The following is a 19,298-nucleotide window of genomic DNA, read 5'->3' on the forward strand; positions in this document are numbered from 1 at the left end:
TATGACGGCGGAACCTGTCTCCGCTAGTAATACGGCACCGGCTGCGGGGAGCCGGTACCGAGAAATCACCGACGAGCACGGCCGGATCTATCGCGTCGGCGAGACCGACCGGGACATCCTCGGCCACTCCCGCAAGTTCATGGTGTATCTGCCATGGGCCGCGATGATGGCCATCAGCGTCTTCGAGTACGCGTACGGGTCCGCCGAGGACACGCTGTCCTCGGCGCACGGCTGGTCGCAGTCCAACACCTTCTGGATCCTGAGTGTCTGGGTGTTCTTCCAGGCAGGTGTGGCGTTCCCGGCCGGCTGGCTGCGGGAGAAGGGCATCATGCCGGCCCGGCGCGCCATGTACGTGGGCGCCTTCATGTGCCTGTTCGGATTCCTGGCCCTGTCGCACCTGCACAACGTGTGGCTGGCCATCGTCGGATTCGGCGTGATCGGCGGGCTCGGCTCCGGGTTCGTGTACGCGACCTGCATCAACATGGTCGGCAAGTGGTACCCCGAACGCAAAGGCGGCAGGACAGGTTTCGTCAACGGAGGCTTCGCCTACGGCTCGCTTCCGTTCATCTTCATCTTCAACTACGCCTTCGACACCTCGAACTACCACCGGGTGCTCGACATGATCGGCGCGTACGTGCTGGTCGTGGTGCTGGTGTGTGCGTTCTTCTTCCGGGACCCGCCGAGGAACTGGTGGCCCTCGGAGGTCGATCCTCTCGCGAAGGGGGGCGACAGCAAGAGCGAGACGGCCCTCGCCAAGAACCCGCCCGCCGTCAAGCAGTACACCCCCATGGAGGCCATCAAGACGGGCCAGTTGCCGCTGATGTGGCTGAGCCTGGTCCTGACGGCAGGTGTGTCGATCTTCGGCATCTCCTTCCAGGTCGACTTCGCCAAGGAGGTCGGCTTCGGTCCACTGGTCGCCGCGTCGTCGATGGGTGTCATGGCGGTCATCAACGGTGTCGGCCGCGCGGTGGTCGGCTGGATGTCCGACCTGTGGGGCCGCAAGTCGAGCCTGATCCTCGTGATCGTCGTACTCGGCCTGGCCCAGTTCGGCATCATCTGGGCGGGCGACATGCGCAGCGAGTGGCTGTTCCTGGTCTTCGCGTTCCTGTCCGGCTTCGGTGGCGGCGCGTTCTACCCGATGTTCGCGGCGCTGACCCCGGACTACTTCGGGGAGAACTACAACGCCACCAACTACGGCCTGGTGTACAGCGGGAAGCTCATCAGCGGCCTGTTCGGCGGCGGCCTCGGCTCGATGGTGGTCGGCGCCTGGGGTTACAACGGGGCGTACGCGCTGGCCGGCGGGATCTCCATGCTGTCGGCGCTCGTGGCGCTGCTGCTGCGGCAGCCGGGGCGGAACGAGAAGGCGGTGTCGCTGACATGATCGCCATTGACATGATCACGTAAAGTGCGTCGGTAAGAGCTGAGTGGGGCCCGGCCTTGATGGCCGGGCCCCACTCATGTGGTGTGTTTGGTGTGCTGAGTGTGCGCTACTTCCGCAGGGCCGCGAGGTTGTCGTAGCCGATGCGGGCGTGGGTCAGGGACTGGGCGGGGTCGGTGGCGCTGGGCGCGTTGTCCTGCTCGACCATGGGGTTGTGGTAGTTGCGGGCGCCGACCCGCTTGAAGAACTTCCGGTAGTCGATGACACCTTCGCCGAAGGGCACCATGTCGTAACCCATGCCGTTGGTGTCATTGCGGGTGCCGTCCTTCGCGTGGAAGAGCGGATAGCGCGCGTTGTGGGCGACGACGAGGGCGGCCGGGTCGAAGACCTTCTCCCGCGTGGAGCCGTCGTGCGCGGTGTAGGTGTGGAACTTGTACTGGGCCACGTGCGCCCAGAAGATGTCCATCTCCAGCCACACCGACTTCGGGTCGCTGACCCGCAGGAAGTACTCGAGCTTGCGGATGCCGGAGCTGCGGGTGGGCCTTCCCTGGTCGTCGAGCGGCCCACCGTCGATGAGGAATCCGTACGCGCCGTCGTGGTTGTGCGTGTAGAGCTTGAGGCCCGCGCGGTCCGCGATCCGCCCCAGCGCGTTCCACTTGTCGGCGGCGACGTCCCAGTCCGCCTTGTACGAGCTGCCGGTGGGGTCGCCACCGGTGCCCATGTGGTCCATACCGAGGATGTTCGCGATCTCCAGGTGCTGCTTGAACCGGTCGGTGTCGGCCTGGGTGAGCGGCCAGGACGAGGGGATGAATCCGTGGTTGCCCTGGGCGCGCAGGCCGAACTCGTCGAGCCACGAGCGCAGCAGCTTCGCGCCCGCGACGGACTCCAGGTTCGCCCCACCGGGGGCGTTGGCGTGCTGGCCGTAGCCCGCGAACTCCACCTGCTTGTACCCGTAGCGGGCCAGCTCCTTGAACACCTCGCGGAAGCCGGAGGGCAGGTTGCTGCTCAGCGGGTCGCGGCCGATGGCGTCGCGCACGGTGTAGAGGATGATGCCGCGCTTGCCGGCGGGGATCAGCCGGGTGCCGTGGCCGCCGCCGGAGGAGCCCTTCCCCGGCTGGGCGAGTGCGGGCGCCGCGCCGAACACGGGAGCGGCGATGGCGACGCCGGCGGCCGCCGCGGTGCAGGTGCTGAGGAAGCGGCGGCGGTTGATGCCGAGGCGGGATCTGAGGGCCTCGTCGGGGCTGAGTGCCTGGTCGGAGCCGGGAGTGGGGCTGGAGGTGCGGTGGAGTTCGGTCACGGTGTCTTCCTTCGATCCGGTGATTCCGGGCTCAGGGCCCGGGCGTTGTCAGTGGCTTGTGCTTCACTCTCTGTAACTGCTCCTTCTGCCAGGGCGAGGAGCAGGGCTTTCACTTCGGTGGCCGCGACGCGGCCGGAGAACGCGTGGGGGGTGGAGCACAGGATGAGCGGACCTTCTTCGTCGCTCGCCGGAAGCCGGCCGTGGCTGCCGCGAATAGGCGAGGCGTCGAGCGGGACGACCGCCATGCGGTAGCGCATGCCGAGCTTCTTGCGGGCGAGGGCGGTGGCCGCCTTGACCTTCACATAGGGGTCGAGCGGGTCCATGAAGAGTTCGACCGGGTCGTAGCCGGGTTTGCGGTGGATCTCGACGAGCTGCGCGAAGTCGGGCGCGTGCGCGTCGTCGAGCCAGTAGTAGTACGTGAACCAGGCGTCGGCCTCCGCGATGGCGACGAGTTCACCGGAGCGCGGATGGTCGAGCTGGTGCGCCTTCTTGCCCTCGTCGTCGAGGAGTTGCTCGATGCCGGGCAGCTCCGCGAGCGCCGCGCGGGTGGCGTCGAGGTCCTCGGGTCGGCGTACGTAGATGTGCGCGATCTGGTGGTCCGCGACGGCGAAGGCGCGGGAGGCCATCGGGTCGAGGTACTCCATGCCGTCCTGCGTGTGCACCTCCAGCAGTCCCGCGCGGCGCAGCGCCCGGTTGATGTGGACGGGGCGGTCGGCGCGGGTGATGCCGTACTCGGACAGGGCGACGACGGTGCGGCCTTCGGCGAGGGCGTCGTCCAGGAGCGGGGCGAGGGCGGCGTCGAGGTCGGCGGCCGCCTGGTGGGAGCGCGGGTCGTCGGGGCCGTAGCGCTGCAGGTCGTAGTCGAGGTGCGGGAGGTAGCTCAGGATCAGGTCGGGGTGGCGGGTGGCCAGGACATGGCGGGTGGCGTCGATGATCCACCGGCTGGAGACGAGATCGGCGCCCGGACCCCAGAAGTGGAACAGGGGGAACGTGCCGAGCTTGTCGGTGAGTTCGTCGTGCAGGGCCGGGGGCCGGGTGTAGCAGTCGGGTTCCTTGCGGCCGTCGGCGTAGTAGACGGGACGGGGGGTGATGGTGATGTCGGTGTCGGCGCCCATGGCGTACCACCAGCAGATATTGGCGACCGTGTAGCCGGGGTGGGCGCGACGGGCGGCGTCCCAGAGCTTGTCGCCTTCGACGAGACCGTTGTGCTGGCGCCACAGCAGCACGTCGCCGAGTTCCCGGAAGTACCAGCCGTTGCCGACGATGCCGTGCTCGGCGGGCGTCGTGCCGGTCAGGAAGGTGGACTGGGCGGCGCAGGTGACGGCGGGCAGCACGGTACCGAGCGGGGCGCGGGCCCCGGCCCGGCCGAGTCGTTCGAGGTGCGGCATGTGTTCAAGCAGTCGGGGGGTGAGGCCGACGACGTCGAGGACGAGGAGGGGTGTGGGCATCTCCGGCCCCTGCGGCAGTTGCGCGTCTTCAAGCCCCTGCGGCGATTGAGCAGCGGGGTCCGGGGCGGAGCCCCGTGGCGTGGGAGCGGTGCCGCCCTGGGTATCCGACGAACCACCGGAGGTCATGGCAGCTCCTTGAGGCCGAGGTCGGTCAACAGGTCACGCGCCAGGGCGAGTTCCGCGGCGATGCCATCGGCGAGCTGCTGGCGTCCGCGCGGGCGCAGGGCCGGCGGAAGGGCCTGCCAGGTGTAGGTCTCGACCTCCAGGTGGCGGGTGAGCGGACGGGCGCCGCCGACGAGGCGGGTCAGCGTGGCCTTGAGGACATCGAGCGTGGAGGTGAGGGGCGCGGCGGGGGCCGCGTGGAGCGGGACGTGGAAGTGGGCGCGCCAGGGCACGCCCTGCGGCAGGGCGTTCGCGTCGGCCGCGAGGGCTTCGCCGAGGTCGTCGACGGCGTGCAGGGTGCCGTCGGCGTGGGCGCGGGTCTGATGCAGGAAGCGGGGTTCGTCGAACGCGGCGAGCGCTGCCCGGACTTCGGGGAGGTGGGGGTGTTCGGCGTGGAGGGCGGCGGAGAGCTGGGCCTTCACGACGGGGATGCGGGCGGTGGCGAGGGCGTCGAGCGCGGCGTCGGGTTGTTCGAAGGAGGTGGCGAGGTGGCAGGTGTCCAGGCACAGGCCGATGCGGTCGGTGCGGGCGATGTCGGTGAGGGGGCCGATGGCGTCGGCGGTGGTCTCGACGGTGCAGCCGGGTTCGGGTTCCAGGCCGACGCGGATCGAGCGGCCGGTCAGCTCTTCGATGGTGTCGAGGCGTTCGGCGAGGGTGCGCAGGGCGGCGCGGGACCGTTCGGCGCGCTGCGGGTCGTGGGCGGTGCGCCAGGCGATCGGCAGGGTGGAGACGGTGCCCTCGGTGGCGTCGGCGGGCAGCAGGGCGCCGAGCAGCCGGGCCAGGTCGACGGTGTGGGTGAGGCGCTCCTCGTCGGCCCAGTCCGGCTTGTAGACGCGGTACTTGACCTCCGCGGCGCCGAAGCCCTCGTAGGGGAAGCCGTTGAGGGTGACGACCTCCAGGCCGCGCCGGTCGAGTTCGGTGCGCAGTCCGCGCAGCGCCGTAGGATCGGCGACCAGGGCGCGGGAGGCGTCCCTGGCGAGCCACAGGCCGATGCCGAGGCGGTCCCTGCCGAGGCGTTTGCGCACGGGTTCGCAGTGGTCGCGCAGTTGGGCGAGGACGCCGTCGAGGGTCTCGGCGGGGTGCACGTTGGTGCAGTACGCGAGGTGGACGGTGGAGCCGTCGGGGTGCCGGAAGCGCATGGGTCACTCACCGCCGCGCAGGATCGAGTTGCCTTCGTGGGTGGCGGGTTCCGTCGCGGGGACGTCGAGTCGCAGGCGGCCGCTGAGCCCGTAGAAGGCGACCGGGTTGCGCCACAGCACGCGGTCGACGTCGTCGTCGGTGAAGCCGGCGGCGAGCATGGCGTCGGCGACCTTGCGGGTCTTGAGCGGGTCGCTGTTGCCCCAGTCGGCCGCGGAGTTGACGAGGACCTTCTCCGGGCCGTGGACGCGCAGGATCTCCACTGTCCGCTCCTCGTCCATCTTGGTGTCCGGGTAGACGGAGAAGCCGAGCCAGGCGCCGGAGTCCTTGGCCTCCTTGACGGTGGTCTCGTTGAGGTGGTCGATCAGGACGCGTTCGACGGGCAGCGCGGACTCGCGGACGACGTCGAGGGTGCGGCGCAGCCCGGCGAGCTTGTCGCGGTGCGGGGTGTGCACGAGGGCGGGGAGCTCGTGGTCGGCGGCCAGTTGCAGCTGGGCGGCGAGCGCGGTGTCCTCGGCGGCGGTCATGGAGTCGTAGCCGATCTCGCCGACGGCGACGACGTTGTCCTTCACGAGGTAGCGGGGCAGCGCGTCCAGGACGGGGGTGCAGCGCGGGTCGTTCGCCTCCTTGGGGTTGAGGGCGATCGTGCAGTGGTGCGCGATGCCGTACTGGGCGGCGCGGAAGGGCTCCCAGCCAAGGAGGGAGTCGAAGTAGTCGTAGAAGGAGGCGGGCGACGTGCGGGGCTGGCCGAGCCAGAAGGCGGGCTCCACCAGGGCCCGCACCCCGGCGGCGTGCATCGCCTTGTAGTCGTCGGTGGTGCGCGAGGTCATATGGATGTGGGGGTCGAAGATGCGCATCAGGACTCCTTGCCGTGGGGATCGGCCCGGCCGTTCGTGAGGGCTAGGACGCGGTGCAGGTCGTCGGGGACGGGGCGCCCGGCGGCGGTGCGTTCGTCGGCGAAGTCGCCCAGCATGCGGGCGAGTTGTTGGTCGCCGCGGGCGCGGTCGGTCAGCCGCGCCACGGTGTCGACCGGCACTCCGGTGAACAGGCACTTGAGGACGGCGTGCCGCCACGGATGGGCGGGCAGGTGTGTGGCGGCGTACGGTCCGACGGCGGCGGCCACGAGGCGGGTGTCGTTGGCGCGCAGGGCGTCCTCGACCAGGGGGACGGCGTCGGGGCCTGCCACCAGGTGGGGCAGGGCGAGCAGTACGGCGCGGCGTTCGGCGGCGGTGCCCTGGTTGTACAGCGCGGTGAGGGTGGCGGTGTCGGCGCGGGCGGCGTGCAGCAGCAGGAGCCGGGCGGCGTCCGCGTGGTCGTCGCCGGTGCGGCGGCCTGCTTCGGCGAACCGCAACTCCCATGAGGCCGCGATGGCGGTGCGGTCGGCCGCGTCGTTGAGCGCCGTGTGCAGCCAGGCGCGGGCGGTGGCGTCCAGCGCGGCGTCGAGGCGCTGGCGGACGGTGCGGAGGGCCGGGAGGGCGCCGGTTCCGGTGCCGGTGCTGTTGCCGTACGTCATGGTGTGCCTCCTCGCGGTGCCTGCCGGGTCGCGGTGCGCAGGAAGTCGATGGACCGGGCTGCCAATTGAGGGCCTGCGTGGGAGTGCCGGGGCAGTTCGACGACGGTCAGGCCTCGGTAGCCGGTGGCGGCGAGGGCGTCGAGCACGGGCGGAAAGTCGATCTCCCCTTCACCGAAGGGCAGATGCTCGTGGACGCCCCGGCGCATGTCCTCGATCTGTACGTGCCGCAGCCAGGGCGCCGCCGCGCGGACGCAGTCGGCGACAGGCAGCGGCTCCAGGCACTGGCAGTGCCCGATGTCGAGGGTCAGACCGAGCCCTTCGGGGCTGCCCAGATCGCGGCGCAGCCGGTGGAAGTCGGCGAGCGTGGCGAGGAGATGGCCGGGTTCGGGCTCAATGGCGAGAGGGACGCCGGCGGTGTCGGCGGCCTCCAGTACGGGGGTGAGTGCCGCGGCGAGGCGCTTCCAGGCGGTGTCCGGGTCGGTGCCGTCGGGGGTGACGCCGCTGAAGCAGTGCACCGCGTGGGCGCCCAGATCTGCGGCGACCTTGGCGGCCCGGACGAGCAGTCGGATACGGGCGGCGCGGGCGTCGGGGTCCGGGTCGAGAAGGGAGGGGCCGTGTTTGCGGCGCGGGTCGAGAACGTAACGGGCGCCAGTCTCCAGGGTGACCGTGAGCCGGTGCCGGTCCAGGGCACGGGCCACCTCGCGGGTACGGGCGGCGAGGTCCGGGGCGAGCGGGTCGAGGTGCATGTGGTCGAGGGTGAGCCCGACGCCGTCGTAGCCGAGGTCGGCGAGGAGGCCGAGGGCGTCGGCGAGGCGCAGGTCGGTGAGCCCGTTGGTGCCGTAGCCCCAGCGCGGCGGAACCCGCTCGGCTCCGGTGGCGGTCATGTGACGCTCACCTTCTTCGCGAAGCGGCGGGCGAGTGGGGCGAGGACGAGGGTCGCCAGCGCGGTCACCGGGGCTCCGGAACGGGCGCACAGGGCGGACTGCAACGGGACGAGCGCGCGGATGCCGGCGCCGACGGCGCGTTGGGTGAGCGGGGGTGAGGGGTTGAGGGCGGCGTGGAGGAGGGGTCGCAGGGCGGTGACGGCGTACACGGCGGCGGGGACCGCGACGGTGATCGGGGCGGGACTCGTGGGCCGGCCCCGTCCGGAGCGAGTAGGTGACGCGAGCAGGGCCTCCTCCGGGAGCGGCCGCCCCGCCCGCGCGGTGAGGAGCGTCGCGGCGATGGCGCCACCTACGGCCAGCGCCTTCAACGGGCCGACACTCGACCCGCCCTGGGCCTCAGTACGGGAGACGGTGGTGACGGCAGTGGTGTGGACCGCGAGGGTGGCGGCGGCGGTGAGAGCCGGGGCCAGGGGGCGGAGGGTCCCCGCCGATGTGGTGACCCCGGCACGGGCCGCGCTCAAGCCGCCACGCGCCCCCGCCCGGGCAGCAGCCACAACGGGAAGCAGCCCCCCGATGCCGGACACCCCCGCCCGGACGGCAGCCGCGGCCGGAAGCAGGCCCGCGATGCCGGACACCCCCGCCCGGCCGGCGGCCCCCACACGCATCGACTCCACGCCGCCGCCTGCCCCCACCCGGACGGTAGCCGCGGGGGCGGCCCGGCCCGGGACGCCACGCGCCCCCGCCACGGCGGCAGCCGCGACGGGGAGCAGCCCCGCGATGCCGGACGCCCCCGCCCGGTCGGTGACCCCCACACGCATCGACTCCACGCCGCCGCCTGCCCCCGCCCGGACAGTAGCCACGGGAACGGCCCGGCCCAGGACGCCACGCGCCCCCGCCACAGCGGCAGCCGCGGCCGGAAGCAGGCCCGCGATGCCGGACACCCCCGCCCGGCCGGTGGCCCCCACACGCATCGACTCCACGCCGCCGCCTGCCCCCGCCCGGACGGCAGCCACGGGAACGGCCCGGCCCAGGACGCCACGCGCCCCCGCCACGGCGGCAGCCGCGACGGGAAGCAGGCCCCCGATGCCGGACACCCCCGCCCGGCCGGCGGCCCCCACACGCATCGACTCCACGCCGCCGCCTGCCCCCGCCCGAGCGGTAGCCGCGTGGGCGGCCCGGCCCGGGACGCCACGCGTCCCCGCCGGGGCTGTCGCCGTCGCCCCCATCAGCAGGTCGAGGGCGCGGGCCGCGCCCATTGCCGCCGGGCCCGCCGCGGTGCCCTTGAGGTGCAGGTCGTACGCCCACACCGTCGCCGCGAGCGCCGTGGCCACCGCGCCGGTCGTCCGGCCGGCCCGGCAGGCCAGGGCGAGGCCGGTGCCGGTGAGCGCCCCCGCCGCGGCCAGGGCGTGGGTGGGCCGGATGCGGCCGGAGGGCAGCGGGCGGTGCGGGCGGTCGCGGGCGTCCTCGTCGCGGTCGGCCCAGTCGTTGAGCGCCATGCCCGCCGCGTACAGGCTGACGGAGGCGCCGACGGCCAGGAGGGTGCCCCGGGTGGGGCGGGAGCCCATGGCGGCCGCTCCGGCCAAGGCGTCGCCGGGCACGGTGAACAGGGCTGGGAGACGCAGGAGTTCGACCCAGGCGCGACCCCGCCCTCCCGGCACGCCGACCCCGGCGGCAGCCGACCCGCTCACGCCGCACCGTCCCGCAGGCGGTCCGCGAAGGAGAGCAGGGCCTCGTACTGGTGGTCCAGGTCGGCGGACGCCCCGGGGTCGGGATCCTTGAAGTAGAAGCCCAACTCCGGCCGGGGGCCGGTCAGTCCGGCCTGCGCGGCACGCAGCAGCAGGCGCGCGAGGTCGAGGACGAGGGGCGCGGCGAGAGCCGAGTCGCACCCCTGCCACGTGGTCTGAAGGGTCATCCGCGCGCCGAGGAAGCCGTCGAAGGCGATGTGGTCCCAGGCCGTCTTCCAGTCGCCGAGCGCCGGGACGTCGTCGATGTGGACCTCGCCCTGCGGGACGGCGCCGAGGGTGTCGGCGAGGACGCGTTCCTTGCCGGCGTTCTTCGCGGCGGCCGCGGCGGGGTCGGCGAGGGCCGCGCCGTCGCCGCCGCCAAGGAGGTTGGTGCCGGACCAGGCGCGCACGTCGAGCGCGCGCTTGCGGAACATCGGGCCGAGCACGGACCGCAGCAGCGTCTGCCCGGTCTTGCCGTCGCGGCCGGCGAAGGGGACGCCCGCGGTGTGGGCCGCGTGCTGAAGAGAGGGGTGGTGGAGTCCCGTGGAGGGGGTGAAGTTGATGTACGGGCAACCGGCGCGCAGGGCCGCCGCCGCGTACAGGGAGCTGGCCGGGAGGTCGTCGCCGCGTGGTGGCGGCTCGGTGGAGGCGACGTTCACGACGACGGCTCCGGCGAGGGCGTGGCGTCGTACGAAAGCCTGGATGTCGGCGGTGAAGGCGGCGATCAGCTCGTCCTGGGTGCGTCCGTCGCCGGGGAGTGGCCCGCCGGGTGCGATCTCCCGGTCGGCGGCGGCGAGTTCGCCGTGCACGGCTCCCGGCAGTCCGTGCGGCAGCACTCCCCCGGCGGCGAGCTGTTCGGCGCGTTTGGGCAGCGGGCAGTCGAGGGTGTCGTGGCCGCCGAAGACGAGGGACGTCAGGGGCGGCAGGGCGGCCGTGGTGAACGGCTCGGTCTCCGTGACCATCCCGGAGGGCGGATGCAGTCCGGCGCCGACGGCGGCGCAGCCGGCGATCGCCGTGGTGGCGACGGAGCCGCGTGCGCCGACCAGCCACACGCCGAACCGTCGGCCCGCGGAGGACTGGAGGGGGGAGGAGAAGGAGGAGAGGGAACCGTCGGACATGGGCAGCCTCCTGGTCGAGCGTGACGTATTGCGTGAAACCAAGCGCGAAGCCGTACACGAACCTGCTCGGCGCCCCGCCAGGGGCGGGGCAAGGCGGCGGGCGGGGGTCCGGCGTCCCTCGCCCGCCGCCGTCCTAGTCGCCCGCGCCGGGCAGTGCGCCCGTGGCGGACCCGGTGGTGGCCGTGGACAGTTCCTTCAGCCGGATCTTGCGGAAGGACACCTGGTCGGAGTCGCCGTGGTTCTGCAGACCGATGTAGCCGTCGGTCAGGCTCCGCTCGGGGTCCTTGTTGGTGAAGTCGTTGACCTCGACTCCGTTGAGGAACACCTGGAGGCGCTCGCCCCGCACCTTGATCTCGTAGGAGTTCCACTCCCCCGGCGGCTTCAGGGCCTTGTCGCGGGCCGCGAGGTCGGCGGACTGGAAGGAGTAGATCGCGCCGGTGGTGCGGTCTGGTGCGTCGGTGGCGTCGATCTGGATCTCGTAGCCCTTGTTGACGGCCGACCAGGGGTCGTCGGAGGCCGGGAAGCCCACGAAGACGCCGGAGTTGTCGTCCCCGCCGGCGCTGGCCATCCTCCAGTCGAGCTTCAGGGAGTACGACTTCAGCTCCTTGGCCTGGTACCAGAGCAGGCCCATGCCGCCTTTGGAGTTGAGAGTCCCCTTCGAGGGATCCACTGCGAAGCTTCCCGGTCCGGCCTGCTTCCAGCCGTCGAGGGACTTCCCGTTGAAGATGTCCCGGTAGCCGGTGTTCGGGCGGCAGTTGGCCGCCACCTTCCCGGTGACGTACTGCAAGCCGCCGCGCAGATGGCCGCGGAACGCGGGGTCGGTGTAGGACTCCTTGGTGTGTCCGCCGCCGGTGTAGAAGGCGCGGCCGCCGCCGAAGTTCTGGCACCAGGCGATCGGATGGTCGCCCTTCATGGTGCCGCCGGAGTACGTCGTCTCGTCGAGCGAGGCGAGGACGTGGACAGGACGGTCGTTGTCGCGCGGGTTGGAGCGGTAGTTGTACCACTCGTCGGTGCGCTGCCAGGCGTCCGGCAGACCGCGGGTCGCCGGGTGGTGGTGGTCCTCGACGCGGACGGTGGCCGGCTGGATCGCCGGGTGCCCCTGGAACCAGGCGCCGACGAGGCCGCCGTAGTAGCTCCAGTCGTACTCGGTGTCGGCGGCGGCGTGCACGCCGAGGTAGCCGCCGCCCTTGGCGACGTAGCCCTCGAACGCCTTCTGTTGGGCGGCGTCGAGCACGTCGCCGGTGGTGGAGAGGAAGACGACGGCCTTGTAGCGGGCGAGGTTGCCCGGGGTGAAGGCGGTCGCGTCCTCGGTGGTGTCGACGGCGAGGCGGTCGGCGGCGCCGAGTTCCTTCAGGGCCGCGATGCCCTCGGGGATGGAGTCGTGCCGGAACGCGGCGGTCTTGGAGAACACGAGGACCCGGTCGCGGGCCCCGGCCACCTCGGCGCCCTGGGGCGCCGAGGTGGCCGGGGCCGTGAGCCCGCCGATGAGCAGGGCGGCGGCGGCCGTCGCGAGGCCGAGCTTTACGGAGGTGCGCATGCTGTCCTGCTCCTCTCAGTTCGTGGTGAAGGTGAAGTCGTCGATCTCGAAGAGGTTGTTGCCGCCCTTGCCCTTGAAGACCAGGTAGAGCGTGGTGCTCTTGGTGGGCGGCTTGCTGATGGCCGTGGTGACGTCGGCGTACGTCTCCCAGGACCCGGTCGGTGCGACCTTGGCGCTGCCGACGAGGCGGCCGGTGGCGGAGCCGGTGCGGATCTCCAGGGTGCCGCCGCTGCCGGCCGAGGCGACGCGCGCCTTCAGGGACTTGGCGTTCCCGATCGCGTACGGCTTGAAGGAGATCCAGTCGCCGTTCTCGATGGTGCCGACGGCCTTGCCGCCGTTGGCCGCGTCGTGGCTGACGACCGACACACCCTTCGAGTCGCCGTAGTGCTCGGCCTGGCGGTGCTTCTGCTGGGTGACGTGCTGGTCGTGGGTGGTCAGCGCCGGCTGGCCGTTCGCGCCCTTGTCGGTGTACTCGGCGTCGAAGACGCCGAAGACGTTGGCGTTCGGGTCGTGTTCGCTGTCGGCGCTGGTCTGGAGGGTGCCGGAGCAGCCGGTGGCCGAGGTGATCGGGTGGCCGTGGCTGTCGTGGCCGAGGACGTGGGTGACCTTGACCTTGGAGCAGTCGATGGCCCCGTCCTCCGGGTCGGTGACCTTCACCTTGAAGGGGACCTTGTCACCGAAGGTGAACAGCTGGCCGTCGGCGGGCAGTTCCAGGGTCACCTTGGGCGCGGTGTTGCCGACGACGAGGTGCACGTCGGCGCTGCCGGTGCGGCCCGTGGAGTCCTTGGCGGTCACGGTCGCGGTGTAGGTGCCGTTCTTCTTGTAGGTGTGCCTCGGCGAGGCGCCGGTTCCGGTGGTGCCGTCGCCGAAGTTCCAGGAGTACGTGAGCGCGTCACCGTCGGCGTCCGAGCCCGTGGAGGTGAAGCGCGTCTTCAGGGGCGCCTGCCCGGAGGTCTTGTCGGCCTTGGCGTCGATGGTCGGCGAGTGTCCCTCGGTGGCGTTCTCGATGCGGTACAGGGCGGAGTTCTCGTCGCCGCCGAACCAGGAGAGGCCGTAGTCGAGGACGTACAGCGCGCCGTCGGGGCCGAAGGCCATGTCCATCACCTGGGTGCCGGTCCAGGGGAACGGGTTGATCGAGGTGACCTTGCCGTCGGCGTCCTGCTCGATCCGCTTGATCCACTGCCGGCCGAACTCGCCGGCGAAGAAGTCGCCGTCGTACGCCTCGGGGAATTTCACCGGGGAGGTGTTGGCGGCGTCGAAGCGGTAGATGGGGCCGCCCATCGGGGACTCGGAGCCCGAGCCGAGCTCGGGGACGGAGCCGCCGTCGTAGGGGATCCAGGCGGCCTGCGCGGGCGGCAGGTCGGTGAGGCCGGTGTTGTGCGGCGAGGTGTTCTTCGGCGCCGCGCAGTCGAACTTCTCGCCGGCGGTCCCCGTCGCGAAGTCGTAGTCGACGTAGGCGTCGTTGTTGCCGGTGCAGAACGGCCAGCCGAAGTTTCCGGGCTTCGTCACGCGGGCGAACTCGACCTGGCCCGCGGGTCCCCGGTTCGGATCGGCGGTGCCCGCGTCGGGCCCGTAGTCACCGACGTAGATGATGCCGGTGGGCTTGTCGATGTTCATCCGGAACGGGTTGCGGAAGCCCATCGCGTAGATCTCGGGCCGCGTCTTGTCGGTGCCGGGCGCGAACAGGTTGCCGTCGGGGACGGTGTACGAACCGTCGGCCGCGACCTTGACGCGGAGGATCTTGCCGCGCAGGTCGTTGGTGTTGCCGGACGAACGCCGGGCGTCGTAGGCCGGGTTGCGGTTGCCGCGCTCGTCGATGGGCGTGTAGCCGTCGGAGGCGAAGGGGTTGGAGTCGTCGCCGGTCGACAGGTACAGGTTGCCTTCCTTGTCGAAGTCGATGTCGCCGCCGACGTGGCAGCAGATGCCGCGGGTCGCCGGGACGTCGAGGACCTTCTTCTCGGACTCCTTGTTCAGCGTGCCGTCCGCGTTGAGGGTGAAGCGCGCGAGGCGGTTGACGCCGTCGAAGGGTGCGAAGTCGGCGGCGGTGCCCTCGTTGGGGGCGTCGCCGGCCGGGGTGTTCAGCGGGGGCGCGTAGTAGAGGTAGATCGCGCGGTTCTCGCTGAAGTTCGGGTCGACGCCGACGCCTTGGAGGCCCTCTTCGTCGTGGTTGTAGACGTCGAGTTTGCCGGCGATCTTGGTGGTGCCGTTCTCGTCGGTCAGGCGCAGCACGCCGTCGCGCGAGGTGTGCAGGACCTTGCGGTCCGGCAGGACGGCGAGCGACATCGGCTCGCCGACCTCCTCGGCGCCCTTGGCGAGGGTGACCTGTTGGAAGTCCTCGGCCGCGGCCGCGCCGGCCACGGGCGCGGGGGCCGCCGCCGCCGAGAAGGTGAGCGAGGCGGCGGCGAGCAGGGTGCCGGTGAGCAGGGCGAGTGCGTTGCGGGTTCTCAGGCGTTTCCTGTGCACGGGTTCCTCCGGACAGAGGGGCGGGTCGTGCGATACGCCGGGGCGCGCCGTCGCCCCGGAGGGATCTGTGCCGTGAGTGCCATGTGTGTGGCGTGCGTACGTTCGGGGGAGGACGCTAGCTGTGTTTGTCCCGCTCGAACAGACCTTGTACGTCTAAGAGTTGAGCTTTTTCCTACTTCAGGACAAAGCGGGTTTCGGGCATGGCTGACCGGCCGCGCGACCGCCGGGTGGGGTCGCGCGGCCGAGACCTCCGTCTCAGCTGTTGAACGCGGCGTCGAAGGACGCCGTGGGTGGTTCGTAGTCGAACGCCTTCAGGCGGGTCAGCGCCTCTGGGGCGCCCTGGAGGCGGTCCATGCCCGCGTCCTCCCACTCCACGGAGATCGGCCCGGAGTAGTCGATGGATCGGAGCATGCGGAACACGTCCTCCCAGGGGACGTCGCCGTGCCCGGCGGACACGAAGTCCCAGCCACGGCGGGGGTCTCCCCAGGGGAGGTGGGAGCCGAGCCGGCCGTTGCGGCCGTCGAGGCGCTTGCGGGCCTCCTTGCAGTCGACGTGGAGGATGCGGTCGCGGAAGTCGTAGAGGAAGCCGACCGGGTCGAGGTCCTGCCACACGAAGTGGGAGGGATCGAAGTTCAGGCCGAAGGCCGGGCGGTGGTCGACTGCTTCGAGCGCCTTGTGCGTGGTCCAGTAGTCGTACGCGATCTCGCTGGGGTGGACCTCGTGGGCGAAGCGGACACCCTCGGCGTCGAACACGTCGAGGATGGGGTTCCAGCGTTCGGCGAAGTCCTCGTAGCCGCGCTCGATCATCGACTCGGGCGCGGGCGGGAACATGGCGACGAGATGCCAGATGGCCGACCCGGTGAAGCCGATGACGGTGTCGACGCCGAAGGCGGCGGCCGCGCGGGCGGTGTCCCTGATCTCGGCGGCGGCCCGTTGGCGGACGCCCTCGGCCTCTCCGTTCCCCCAGATGCGGGAAGGCAGAATCGCTTCGTGGCGTTCGTCGATGATGGCGTCGCAGACGGCCTGTCCGACCAGGTGGTTGGAGATGGCCCAGCACTTGAGGTCGTACTTGTCGAGGAGGGCGTGGCGTCCCTTGATGTAGCCGGGGTCGGCGAGGGCCTTGTCGACCTCGAAGTGGTCGCCCCAGCAGGCGAGTTCGAGGCCGTCGTAGCCGGCGTCGCGGGCGATGCGGCACACGTCTTCGAGCGGCAGGTCGGCCCACTGACCGGTGAAGAGGGTGAACGGGCGGGGCATGGGTGGCTCCTCTCTGGTCGCTGGCTCTCAGGCCGGAACCGGGGTGTAGACGGAGTTCTTGGCGGCGCTCTCCTCGACCGCCGCGAGGACGCGCTGCACCTGGAGTCCGTCGGCGAAGGACGGCCGTGGCTGGGCTCCTTCGGCGATGGCGGTGATGAGGTCGCGGGCCTGGTGGGTGAACGTGTGCTCGTAGCCGAGGCCGTGCCCCGGCGGCCACCAGGCCTCCAGGTAGGGGTGTCCCGGCTCGGTGGCGAGGATCCGCCGGAACCCGGCACGCTCGGCGGGTTCGGTGTGGTCGTGGAAGGAGAGCTCGTTGAGGCGCTCCAGGTCGAAGGCCAACGTGCCGTGGGAGCCGTTGAGTTCGATGGTGAGCGCGTTCTTGCGGCCGGTCGCGAACCGGGTGGCTTCGAAGGAGGCGAGGGCGCCGGAGGCGAACCGGCCGGTGAACAGGGCCGCGTCGTCGACGGTGACGGGCCCGGTGCCGGCGTCGCCGCCCCCGGCCGCGGACAGCCCGGAGGACGACCCGTCCAGGAGCGGGCGCTCCCGGACGAAGGTCTCGGTGAGCGCGGAGACGCCGGTCACGGCTTCACCAGCGAGGTACTGCGCGAGATCGACGGCGTGCGCGCCGAGGTCACCGAGTGCGCCGGAGCCCGCGTGCGCCCTCTGCAACCGCCAGGTGAGCGGGAAGGCGGGGTCGACGAGCCAGTCCTGGAGGTAGTGGACACGGACGTGGCGCAGTGTGCCGATGCGGCCCTCCGCCACCATGCCGCGGGCCAGCGCGATGGCCGGCACGCGCCGGTAGTTGAAGCCGACCATCGCCAACTGGCCGCGCTCGGAAGCCCGTTCGGCGGCCTCGGCCATCACCTCCGCCTCCTCCACCGAGTTGGCGAGCGGCTTCTCGCACAGCACGTGCTTTCCGGCCTCCAGGGCAGCGACGGCGATCTCGGCATGGCTGTCGCCCGGGGTGCAGATGTCGACGAGGTCGACGTCGTCCCGGGCGATCAGCGCCCGCCAGTCGGTCTCGGCCGCGGCCCACCCGAGCCGGTCGGCCGCGGCGCGCACCCCCGAGGCGTCACGACCGCAGATCGCGGCGAGTCCGGGCGTGAGCGGCAGGTCGAAGACGTGGCCCACGGTGCGCCAGCCCTGCGAGTGGGCGGCGCCCATGAACGCGTACCCGACCATGCCGACACCCAGGACGGGCCTCGCCCCGTCGTGTCCGTTGCTGCCTGCCATGCAGAAGTCCTCCTCGTCCGCGCGGTGTTGGGGGGATGCGCCGTACGGGCGGGGCTCACTTGAAGCCGGTGGGCATGTACTGGTCGACGTTCTTCTTGTCGACGACGGCCGAGTACAGGGTCAGGTGGGCGGGGATCTCGAACTCGGCCATGCCACTGATGCCCTTGCCCTGGCCGAGCGCGCGGGCCAGGTCGATCGCGGAGGCGGCCATCGTCGGCGGGTACAGGACGGTGGCCTTCAGCACGCCCCGGTCCTGCTTGATCTCCTCGAAGGCGGAGAGCGCGCCCGCGCCGCCGACCATCAGGAAGTCGTCGCGGCCGGCCTGCTTGATGGCGCGCAGGGCGCCGACGCCCTGGTCGTCGTCGTGGTTCCACAGGGCGTCGAAGCCCTTCTGCGCCTGGAGGAGTTGGGCCATCTTGGCCTGCCCCGACTCGACGGTGAACTCGGCGGCCTGCCGGGCCACCTTCTCGATGTTGGGGTAGTTCTTCAGGGCGGCGTCGAAGCCCTCGGAGCGCTGTTTGGTGAGTTCGAGGTTGTCGAGCCCGGCGAGCTCGACGACCTTCGCGTTCTTCTTGTCCTTGAGCTGCTCGCCGATGTAGTGACCGGCGCTCAGGCCCATGCCGTAGTTGTCGCCGCCGATCCAGCACCGGTACGCCTGCGGGGTGTTGAAGATGCGGTCCAGGTTCACGACGGGGATGCCGGCGCGCATCGCCTTCAGGCCCACCTGGGTCAGCGCCTTGCCGTCGGCGGGCAGTACGACGAGGACGTCGACCTTCTTGTTGATGAGGGTCTCGACCTGGCCGATCTGCGCGGCGGTGTCGTTGGAGCCCTCGGTGGTCTCCAGGGTGACGTCCGCGTACTTCTTGGCGCGTTCCTTGGCGTTGTCGTTGATGGCGTTGAGCCAGCCGTGGTCGGCCTGCGGGCCAGCGAAGCCGATGGTGACCTGCTTGCCCTTCTTGTCGTCGGCGGCCGGCTGGTCGGCGGCCTTCTTGTCGTCGCTCTTGTCGCTGGGCTCGTTGCTGGTGCAGGCGGTGAGCAGTCCGCCCGCGGTGACGGCCGCGGCCGCGCCGAAGATCAGTCCTCGGCGGCTCGTTGTCTCTGGCATGGCGTGTCCCTTTCCGCGTTTCAATGGGAAGTGCTGGCCGTGCGCCGCTGCACCAGGACCGCCACGACGATGATGGCGCCCTTGGCGATCTGCTGGACGTCGCTCTGCAGGTTGTTCAGCGCGAAGATGTTCTGGATCGTGGTGAAGATCAGGACGCCGAGGACGGAGCCGACGATGGTGCCGCGTCCGCCGGTGAGCAGGGTGCCGCCGATGATGGCGGCGGCGATGGCGTCGAGTTCGTAGAGGTTGCCGTTGGTGTTCTGGCCGGAGCCGGAGAGCACGATGAGCAGGAAGGCCGCGATGCCGCAGCACAGTCCGGAGAGCAAGTAGAGGTACAGGCGCTGGCGACGCACGTCGATGCCGGCGAGGCGGGCCGCCTCGGCGTTGCCGCCGACGGCGACGGTGCGGCGGCCGAAGGTGGTGCGGTTCAGGATCAGCCAGCCGATCACGGTGACGGCGACGAACACCATCACCAGGGGCGGGATCCCGAGGACGTACCAGTCGCGCTCGCCGAGCTTCAACACCCCTGGCACGGTGACCATTTGGGTCTTGCCGTCGGTGATCTGGAGGGCGAGGCCGCGGCCCGAGGCGAGCATCGCGAGCGTGGCGATGAACGGGACCATGGCGCCGTACGCGATCAGCACGCCGTTGACGAGGCCGCAGCCGACGCCGACGAGGATCGCCGTGAACAGGACACCGACGAAGCCGTACTCCTGGGTGGCCACGGTGGTGGCCCAGACACCGGCGAGGGCGACGATCGCGCCGACGGAGAGGTCGATCCCGCCGGAGATGATCACGAAGGTCATGCCGACGGTGACGACGCCGATGACGGAGGCCTGGGTGAGGACGAGTTGGAGGTTGTCCGTGTCCAGGAAGGAGTCCGGCTGCGTGATGCCACCGATCACGGCCAGGGCGGCGAGAACACCGAGAAGCGAGAGCGTACGAACGTCCATCCGGACAACACGGGGACGACTCTTGGCCGGAGCGGCCTCGGGGGCCGCCGGGCTGGCGGCGGGTGCGGGGTGCGTCATGACGCCAGGTCCCT

Annotated in this window: 14 protein-coding genes and 1 pseudogene; 1 reads left to right on the plus strand and 14 read right to left on the minus strand. The window is 71.3% G+C overall.

The annotated features are described in order from the left end of the window. Nucleotide 1: 1 nt before the first annotated feature. Nucleotides 2-1,381: an OFA family MFS transporter gene (locus ACFYWS_RS29765; protein ID WP_389281515.1), complete on the plus strand. Its 1,380-nt coding sequence runs from the start codon at nucleotides 2-4 to the stop codon at nucleotides 1,379-1,381. 106 nt (nucleotides 1,382-1,487) lie between these two features. On the opposite strand, the gene ACFYWS_RS29770 is transcribed toward ACFYWS_RS29765, so the two are convergent. The 14 genes and pseudogenes from ACFYWS_RS29770 to ACFYWS_RS29835 form a co-directional block, all read right to left on the minus strand. Beyond that, nucleotides 1,488-2,588 (minus strand): sugar phosphate isomerase/epimerase family protein, encoded by a 1,101-nt coding sequence (locus tag ACFYWS_RS29770; protein ID WP_389281591.1) that lies wholly within the window; start codon nucleotides 2,586-2,588, stop codon nucleotides 1,488-1,490. 173 nt (nucleotides 2,589-2,761) lie between these two features. Further along, nucleotides 2,762-4,123 (minus strand): annotated as a pseudogene (locus ACFYWS_RS29775) (alkaline phosphatase family protein); the annotation flags it as partial. 122 nt (nucleotides 4,124-4,245) lie between these two features. After that, a complete protein-coding gene (gene eboE / locus ACFYWS_RS29780) occupies nucleotides 4,246-5,424 on the minus strand; it encodes a metabolite traffic protein EboE (RefSeq protein ID WP_389281517.1) in 1,179 nt (392 codons plus the stop codon). Between the two features lie 3 nt (nucleotides 5,425-5,427). Beyond that, nucleotides 5,428-6,279 carry a TatD family hydrolase gene (locus ACFYWS_RS29785; protein WP_389281519.1) on the minus strand — a complete coding sequence of 284 codons (852 nt, stop codon included), beginning with the start codon at nucleotides 6,277-6,279 and terminating at the stop codon, nucleotides 5,428-5,430. Next, nucleotides 6,279-6,935: an EboA domain-containing protein gene (locus tag ACFYWS_RS29790; protein WP_389281521.1), complete on the minus strand. Its 657-nt coding sequence runs from the start codon at nucleotides 6,933-6,935 to the stop codon at nucleotides 6,279-6,281. Before ACFYWS_RS29790 ends, ACFYWS_RS29785 begins: the two co-directional genes overlap by 1 nt. Further along, the gene (locus tag ACFYWS_RS29795) at nucleotides 6,932-7,819 is read right to left on the minus strand and encodes a sugar phosphate isomerase/epimerase family protein (RefSeq protein ID WP_389281523.1); all 888 of its coding nucleotides are present in this window, start codon (nucleotides 7,817-7,819) and stop codon (nucleotides 6,932-6,934) included. Before ACFYWS_RS29795 ends, ACFYWS_RS29790 begins: the two co-directional genes overlap by 4 nt. Further along, complete coding sequence (locus ACFYWS_RS29800; protein ID WP_389281525.1) at nucleotides 7,816-9,507, minus strand: UbiA family prenyltransferase; 1,692 nt, start codon at nucleotides 9,505-9,507, stop codon at nucleotides 7,816-7,818. The genes ACFYWS_RS29795 and ACFYWS_RS29800 overlap by 4 nt, the downstream gene beginning before the upstream one ends. Next, on the minus strand, nucleotides 9,504-10,661 hold the full coding sequence (locus ACFYWS_RS29805; protein ID WP_389281527.1) for an inositol-3-phosphate synthase: 1,158 nt from the start codon (nucleotides 10,659-10,661) through the stop codon (nucleotides 9,504-9,506). Before ACFYWS_RS29805 ends, ACFYWS_RS29800 begins: the two co-directional genes overlap by 4 nt. A gap of 133 nt (nucleotides 10,662-10,794) precedes the next feature. Then, entirely contained in the window at nucleotides 10,795-12,198 is a 1,404-nt protein-coding gene (locus ACFYWS_RS29810; RefSeq protein WP_389281529.1) for a ThuA domain-containing protein, read from the minus strand. A gap of 15 nt (nucleotides 12,199-12,213) precedes the next feature. Continuing rightward, nucleotides 12,214-14,661 (minus strand): PQQ-dependent sugar dehydrogenase, encoded by a 2,448-nt coding sequence (locus ACFYWS_RS29815; RefSeq protein ID WP_389281530.1) that lies wholly within the window; start codon nucleotides 14,659-14,661, stop codon nucleotides 12,214-12,216. A 255-nt stretch (nucleotides 14,662-14,916) separates the two neighbouring features. Continuing rightward, on the minus strand, nucleotides 14,917-15,915 hold the full coding sequence (locus ACFYWS_RS29820) for a sugar phosphate isomerase/epimerase family protein (RefSeq protein WP_389281532.1): 999 nt from the start codon (nucleotides 15,913-15,915) through the stop codon (nucleotides 14,917-14,919). A 27-nt stretch (nucleotides 15,916-15,942) separates the two neighbouring features. Next, complete coding sequence (locus tag ACFYWS_RS29825) at nucleotides 15,943-17,148, minus strand: Gfo/Idh/MocA family protein (RefSeq protein WP_389281533.1); 1,206 nt, start codon at nucleotides 17,146-17,148, stop codon at nucleotides 15,943-15,945. 55 nt (nucleotides 17,149-17,203) lie between these two features. After that, a complete protein-coding gene (locus ACFYWS_RS29830; protein ID WP_389281535.1) occupies nucleotides 17,204-18,253 on the minus strand; it encodes a substrate-binding domain-containing protein in 1,050 nt (349 codons plus the stop codon). Between the two features lie 20 nt (nucleotides 18,254-18,273). After that, nucleotides 18,274-19,206: an ABC transporter permease gene (locus ACFYWS_RS29835; protein ID WP_389281593.1), complete on the minus strand. Its 933-nt coding sequence runs from the start codon at nucleotides 19,204-19,206 to the stop codon at nucleotides 18,274-18,276. Nucleotides 19,207-19,298 lie beyond the last annotated feature (92 nt).

The organism is Streptomyces sp. NPDC002795 (genome assembly GCF_042888725.1).
Classification (GTDB): domain Bacteria; phylum Actinomycetota; class Actinomycetes; order Streptomycetales; family Streptomycetaceae; genus Streptomyces.

Bases quoted from the DNA above. Each gene is read 5' to 3' on its own strand.
- ACFYWS_RS29765 (WP_389281515.1), top strand. From the start codon at position 2: ATGACGGCGGAACCTGTCTCCGCTAGTAATACGGCACCGGCTGCGGGG.
- eboE (WP_389281517.1), bottom strand. From the start codon at position 5,424: ATGCGCTTCCGGCACCCCGACGGCTCCACCGTCCACCTCGCGTACTGC.
- ACFYWS_RS29785 (WP_389281519.1), bottom strand. From the start codon at position 6,279: ATGCGCATCTTCGACCCCCACATCCATATGACCTCGCGCACCACCGAC.
- ACFYWS_RS29790 (WP_389281521.1), bottom strand. From the start codon at position 6,935: ATGACGTACGGCAACAGCACCGGCACCGGAACCGGCGCCCTCCCGGCC.
- ACFYWS_RS29795 (WP_389281523.1), bottom strand. From the start codon at position 7,819: ATGACCGCCACCGGAGCCGAGCGGGTTCCGCCGCGCTGGGGCTACGGC.
- ACFYWS_RS29805 (WP_389281527.1), bottom strand. From the start codon at position 10,661: ATGTCCGACGGTTCCCTCTCCTCCTTCTCCTCCCCCCTCCAGTCCTCC.
- ACFYWS_RS29810 (WP_389281529.1), bottom strand. From the start codon at position 12,198: ATGCGCACCTCCGTAAAGCTCGGCCTCGCGACGGCCGCCGCCGCCCTG.
- ACFYWS_RS29820 (WP_389281532.1), bottom strand. From the start codon at position 15,915: ATGCCCCGCCCGTTCACCCTCTTCACCGGTCAGTGGGCCGACCTGCCG.
- ACFYWS_RS29825 (WP_389281533.1), bottom strand. From the start codon at position 17,148: ATGGCAGGCAGCAACGGACACGACGGGGCGAGGCCCGTCCTGGGTGTC.
- ACFYWS_RS29830 (WP_389281535.1), bottom strand. From the start codon at position 18,253: ATGCCAGAGACAACGAGCCGCCGAGGACTGATCTTCGGCGCGGCCGCG.
- ACFYWS_RS29835 (WP_389281593.1), bottom strand. From the start codon at position 19,206: ATGGACGTTCGTACGCTCTCGCTTCTCGGTGTTCTCGCCGCCCTGGCC.